Raw genomic sequence first — 5,449 nt, 5'->3', positions numbered from 1 at the left:
GGCGCGGTAGGCGCGCTGCCGGACCGGCGGGAGATCGTGTTCGACGTGAGCCCGACGGCGCCGCCGGAGCCGGTCGGTGCGACGGACGCCGACCGATTGTCGGCGTCTGCAGAGGTCGCCGCCTATCTCGAAGAGCACGTCTCGGTTCGGCAGTCGGGTGAGCCGTGCCCGGCCGACGTCGGGCTGGACGGGCTGGTGGAGCAGGGCGCGGAGCTCACCTTCACCTGCCCCGAGACGGTCACCGAGGTGGAGGTAGGCGTGTCGATGCTGACCGACGTGCACGAGGCGTATCGGACGGCGGCGATCGGCGACGGCACCACCTCACCGGACCGGTCATTGTTCACGATCGACGACGACATGCAGACCTGGGAGTTCGGTGTGAGATCGGACACGTCCACGCTGTCGACGTCCGCGATCGCAGGGGCTGTCGTGGCGGCGTTGGGCGTCGTGTGCTTCGTCCTCGGCGCGGGCGCTCGCCGTCGCCGATCCACGGCCCGTGGCTCCATTGGCGGCGGGGAGCAGACGTGAACGGGCTCGACGCGGCGATGGTCCGGGCGTTCGACACCGCGCTGGCACCGGTGGCGGTACTCATCGCGGTGGGGGTCGGCGCCGCGCATGCCCTGCGGCCCGGCCACGGCAAGACGATGGTGGCCGCCTACTTGCTAGGCGAGCACGGTCGTCGGCGGCATGCTGTCGCCCTTGCGGCGATCGTCGCGGCCATGCATACGGCGTCGGTGCTGGCCCTCGGCCTGTTGTGGTGGCTCACCGCGGGAAGAGACGCGGTCTCGATCGATGCGGTCACCACCTGGGGTCAGCTGCTGGTGGCCGTCGTCGTGCTGGCACTCGGGGTCGTGATCAGCCGTCGTCGGTGGCGAGCCTTCCATCTGCGTCGGCCACGTGTCCACCACGGGCATGGACACGGTGACGGGCATGGCCACGAGAGCGGTCATGGCCATCACCACGAGCATCACCACGGTCCAGCCTCTGGGGTCGCGCCGTGGTCCCGCGCTGGCCTGGCCGGAATCGCGTCAGTGGGGGCGCTTGTGCCGTCACCGGCGGCGTTCCTGGTGCTCATCAGTGGGCTGCTGACCGGGCAGGCGTGGCTGGCGTTGGTGATGGTCGTGGTGTTCGGGCTGGGTCTGGGGACGACGGTGCTGGTGACCGGCCTCGTGGTGCTGGCCGGACGGGACTGGCTCGATGAGCGCGCGGGCCGGCACCGTTGGCTGGGAGAGTTCGCCGTCTACGTGCCGCTGGCAGGCGCGTGCGCCGTACTGCTCGGCGGAGGCGTTCTCGCGACGGCCGCGCTGGCCGACGTCGTCCCGATGATCACCGGCGCCTGAGGGCAGGGGCGGAAGATCAGACGCCCGCGCTGCTGCCGGAGCCGGGTGACGTCACGAGCCCTCGGCGTCGAGGTGGTCGATGACCTTCGTCGCTATCGCCTCGAGGGTCTCGAGCTGTTCCCTGGTGAGGTGGTCGAGGAAGACCGTACGCACGGTCTCGACGTGCTGGGGCGCCGCGGCCTCGATCGCCTTGCGTCCGCAGGCGGTCAGGTTGACGAAGGCACTGCGTCCGTCGTTCGGACAGTCGACGCGTTCGACCAGCCCGCGGCGTTCCATCCGGGTGATCTGATGCGACACCCGGCTCTTCTCCCACTCCAGCGCCGTGGCGATCTGGGAGACGCGCAGGCTCTCCTCGGGAACGTCGGTCAGGCAGACGAGTACCGCGAAGTCCGAGAGGGACAGCTGTGAGTCCGTCTGGAGCTGCCGGTGTAGCCGTGCGCTGAGCTTCTCCTGCATGTGCACGAAGCTCCGCCAGGCTCGCTGCTCGTCCTCGTCAAGCCATCGTGTCTCCGTCACAGGGACTACTCTACCAGAAATAGTTGACACATCACCTAAGTCGAGTATTGTGTGACGTGTCAACCAAACTGTGTGGGGTATGACCCTGCATGTAGAACAAAGGAGTATGAGCATGGCCGACTACAGCGCCCTCACGGGGGAGTACACCATCGACGCGCACCACTCGCGGCTGGGCTTCGTGGCCCGGCACGCGATGGTCACCAAGGTCCGTGGGTCGTTCAACGAGTTCGAAGGCACCGTGAAGATCGACGGCGATGACCCGAGCAACTCGAGCGCCAAGGTGGTCGTCAAGACGGGCAGCATCGACACGCGCAATGGGCAGCGCGACGGTCACCTGCGCACTAATGACTTCCTCGACGTCGAGCAGTACCCGGAGATCAGCTTCACCACCACCAGCATTCGCGAGGCCGGCGACGAAGGCTTCGAAGTGACTGGTGACCTCACCATCAAGGACGTCACGAAGTCCGTCACCGTCCCGTTCGAGTACGGTGGCGCGGCCACCGACCCGTTCGGCAACTTCCGGGTCGGCTTCGAGGGCCAGATCGTGATCGAGCGCAAGGATTTCAACGTCGCGTGGAACGCCCCGCTGGAGACCGGCGGTGTGCTGATCGGAGACAAGGTCACACTGGAGTTCGAGGTGTCCGCCATCAAGAATGCCTCCTGAGGCGGGGAACCGATGAGCACGGTCGCCCCGCACGGGCTGCATCACGTCACGGCCATCGCCGATGATCCGCAACGCAACGTCGACTTCTACACTCAGATACTCGGCCTGCGGCTGGTCAAGCAGACGGTGAACTTCGACGCTCCGGACACCTACCACCTCTATTACGGCGACGAGGTGGGCCGACCGTCCAGCGTGCTGACTTTCTTTCCGTGGCGTGGTGTCCCGGCGGGGCGACAAGGCACAGGGCTGACGACCGCGACGGCTTTCAGCGTGCCCGAGGGCTCAGTGGGCTGGTGGCACGAGCGTCTAAAGACGCACGGTGCCCCAGTCGACGCGCCGCGCAGCCGCGACGGCGAGGATGTCGTCACCTTTCGCGACCCCGATGGGATGGTCATCGACCTCGTGGCCGCGCCGGGCGACAGCCGTTCGGGCTGGGACGGCGTGGCCAGCATCCCATCCGACTACGCCGTGCGTGGCCTGCATGCCGTGACGATGAGCGAGCGTGTGCTGGACCCCACGGCTGAGATGCTCACGGCAAAACTCGGGATGCGACTCGGCGGAGAAGAGAGCAGCCGCGCGCGCTTCTCGATGGCCGAGGGACATTCGGGTGCACTCGTCGACGTGGCCGCAAACGACGGGGACCGTGGCCTGCAAGCCGGTGGGACCGTCCACCACGTGGCATTCCGGGCGCCAGATCTGGCGACGATGACTCGCTGGCGGGACGAGCTGATCGAGGCTGGCGTCAATGTGACGGAGATCATGGACCGGCAGTACTTCCTGTCGATCTACTTCCGCGAGCCCGGCGGCATCCTGTTCGAGATCGCTACGGACACCCCGGGCTTCGATATCGACGAGCCACTGCTCGAACTCGGGCGCTCCCTGAAGCTCCCACCCTGGCTGGAGCCGAGCCGGGAGGACATCCGGGCCAACCTTCCGCCCCTGCAACTCGTCCCGTGAACAGGTCCGCGCGGCGGTTCGCAGCAGACGGCGATAAATTTCAGGATGCCGCTTCATAGCGGGTGGCGATCGCGGCGGCGCGGTTGCGCAGGGAGGCGCGCAGCCACTGCGGGGCCAGCGCTTCGGCGTCCGTGGCGAGCTGCCATAGCGCCCATTCAGCGTGTCTCGAGTCTTGGAAGGTGGCCTCCAGCCGCAGCCGGCCATCTGCGTCGGCTTCTTCGGTGAGGACAGCCAGCGCGGTGCCCACCAGCTCCTCCCGCCGTGCCGGGTTCACCCGTACCAACACGGTGACCTGGTCGCCGCCGGTCCGAAACCGCGTGCTGCGTTCCTGCCAGACCTGGTCCAGATCGACCCGGTCTGGTCGCTGTGCGGGTTCGGCGAGTTCCTCGGCGGCCAAGATCCGGGACAGCCGGTAGGTGCGGTCCGCGCCGGACCTCGTGGCCAGCAGGTAGCCCTGGTCGCGTACGGTGACCAGGCCGATCGGGTCCACCGTGCGCCATTTCGGCGTCTGGTCCACCGCCGCGTAGTGGATGCGCAGCTTGTGTCCGGCGAACACCGCGCGCCGGACCTCCGCCACTATGGTGTCAGGCACCTCCTCAGCGACCAGCCGACGCGAGAGGAGGTCGGTCTCAGGGTCGATGAGTAACCGTTCAGCCACGTCGGCCGCGGTGTTCCGATAGCTGTCGGGTAGCGCGTCGACCACCTTGAGCATGGCCGAAGCGAGCGCCGAGCCGAGGCCGAATGCCTGCGCGCCGCGCCGCGATCCGGCGACCAGCAGGGCAAGGGCCTCGTCGTGGTTCAGTCCGGTGAGCTCGGTCCGGAAATCGGGCAGCAGCGCGAAACCGCCGTGCCGTCCGCGTTCGGCGTAGACCGGGACGCCGGCTGCGGACAGCGCCTCGATGTCGCGCAGCACGGTGCGGGTGGATACCTCCAGTTCGCGGGCCAGCGCGGTGGCGGAGAGCCGACCTCGTTGGCGCAGGAGCAGCACCAGCGATACCAACCGGTCGGCGCGCACACGAAGACCTTACAGGAATACGCGACACAGGATGTCGTGCTTTGCTGGGAGGCTTACTGGTGCGGCCCATTGACAACAGGAACGCGCGGCAGGTGATGGAGTTCCTGGTGACTCGATGGTCCGTAAGGAGGCGACGAAGACATGGTGCCGTCCGAACAATCGCCGGGCACACAGCCTGGTGGAGTGGATGGGGCGCCGGAGTACGGTCAAGCGTTGACCACTCCGGCCTCCCTTCACGCCCACCTCGCCGGACTACACGGACTACTCACCGCCGACCGCGAGCGCACGTCCGACCTGATTTCTTCATTGACCCGGAATCTCACTTCGATCGTTGAGGCGACGCGGCTCACCGCGACCGACGACGAGCACGACCCTGAAGGGTCAACGATCGCCTTCGAGCGTTCGCATACAAGTTCTCTGCTCGCGGCTGCCAACCATCACTTGGCTGACGTGGACATGGCCTTAGAGCGGATTGCCGACGGCACCTATGGCCGCTGTGAGCGCTGCAGTGAACCCGTCTCCCGCGAGCGACTGCTGGCTCGGCCGGCGGCCCGCACCTGCATCGCGTGCGCGGCCTAGACCGCTCGACGACGGTTGGAAACTCGACCGCGGCCCGGGGCGGGAGCTGGAAATTACTCGGCCGGCCGCGTCCTGGCCACGCTGGCCGCGGCCATTTCATGAGCTGCGAGCTCTACGCTTCGCTCCCGAGTATTTTCGCCAGGAATACACGACCAAAGGTGTCGTGATTTGTTGGGAGGCTTATGGATAGGGACTCTCGATGAATCGAATGGAGCTGATGTGGCAATGGAACGAACTGCAGTCAACCCGGTGACGTGGTCGGTGGAGATGGGATTCAACCAGGGTGAGCTCGTCTCCGGGCACACCCGGACCCTGTACTGCTCCGGGCAGACTGCGATGAGCGACGACGGCAAGCCCCAGCATGCCGGTGACATGGCC

Annotated in this window: 7 protein-coding genes and 1 pseudogene; 6 read left to right on the top strand and 2 right to left on the bottom strand. The window is 67.0% G+C overall.

What is annotated here, in order from left to right; translation table 11 throughout:
• Both ELR45_RS24180 and ELR45_RS24175 read left to right on the top strand, forming a co-directional pair.
• Positions 1–528: hypothetical protein (locus ELR45_RS24180; protein WP_165368064.1), on the top strand; the 528-nt coding region annotated here is incomplete at its 5' end.
• Positions 525–1,340 carry a hypothetical protein gene (locus ELR45_RS24175; RefSeq protein ID WP_129668629.1) on the top strand — a complete coding sequence of 272 codons (816 nt, stop codon included), beginning with the start codon at positions 525–527 and terminating at the stop codon, positions 1,338–1,340. The genes ELR45_RS24180 and ELR45_RS24175, both read left to right, overlap by 4 nt.
• 51 nt (positions 1,341–1,391) lie before the next feature.
• Here the strand turns inward: ELR45_RS24175 and ELR45_RS24170 are convergent, their stop codons facing one another.
• Entirely contained in the window at positions 1,392–1,856 is a 465-nt protein-coding gene (locus ELR45_RS24170; RefSeq protein ID WP_205857169.1) for a MarR family winged helix-turn-helix transcriptional regulator, read from the bottom strand.
• Positions 1,857–1,968: 112 nt separating this feature from the next.
• Here ELR45_RS24170 and ELR45_RS24165 point away from each other — a divergent pair, with 112 nt between their 5' ends.
• Positions 1,969–2,520: a YceI family protein gene (locus tag ELR45_RS24165; protein ID WP_129668627.1), complete on the top strand. Its 552-nt coding sequence runs from the start codon at positions 1,969–1,971 to the stop codon at positions 2,518–2,520.
• Positions 2,521–2,532: 12 nt separating this feature from the next.
• The gene (locus tag ELR45_RS24160; protein WP_129668625.1) at positions 2,533–3,477 is read left to right on the top strand and encodes a ring-cleaving dioxygenase; all 945 of its coding nucleotides are present in this window, start codon (positions 2,533–2,535) and stop codon (positions 3,475–3,477) included.
• A 40-nt stretch (positions 3,478–3,517) separates the two neighbouring features.
• On the opposite strand, the gene ELR45_RS24155 is transcribed toward ELR45_RS24160, so the two are convergent.
• Positions 3,518–4,492, bottom strand: a complete 975-nt coding sequence (locus ELR45_RS24155) for a helix-turn-helix transcriptional regulator (protein ID WP_129668624.1) — start codon at positions 4,490–4,492, stop codon at positions 3,518–3,520.
• A gap of 213 nt (positions 4,493–4,705) precedes the next feature.
• On the opposite strand from ELR45_RS24155, the gene ELR45_RS24150 reads away from it, so the two are divergent.
• Positions 4,706–5,071 carry a TraR/DksA family transcriptional regulator gene (locus ELR45_RS24150; protein WP_205857167.1) on the top strand — a complete coding sequence of 122 codons (366 nt, stop codon included), beginning with the start codon at positions 4,706–4,708 and terminating at the stop codon, positions 5,069–5,071.
• Positions 5,072–5,296: 225 nt separating this feature from the next.
• A pseudogene (locus tag ELR45_RS42900) lies at positions 5,297–5,449 on the top strand (RidA family protein); the annotation flags it as partial.

This window comes from Phytoactinopolyspora endophytica (assembly GCF_004138495.1).
Lineage (GTDB): Bacteria > Actinomycetota > Actinomycetes > Jiangellales > Jiangellaceae > Phytoactinopolyspora > Phytoactinopolyspora endophytica.
The sequence above is the reverse complement of the archived record's forward strand: the minus strand, read 5'-3'. Positions and strand labels throughout refer to the sequence as shown.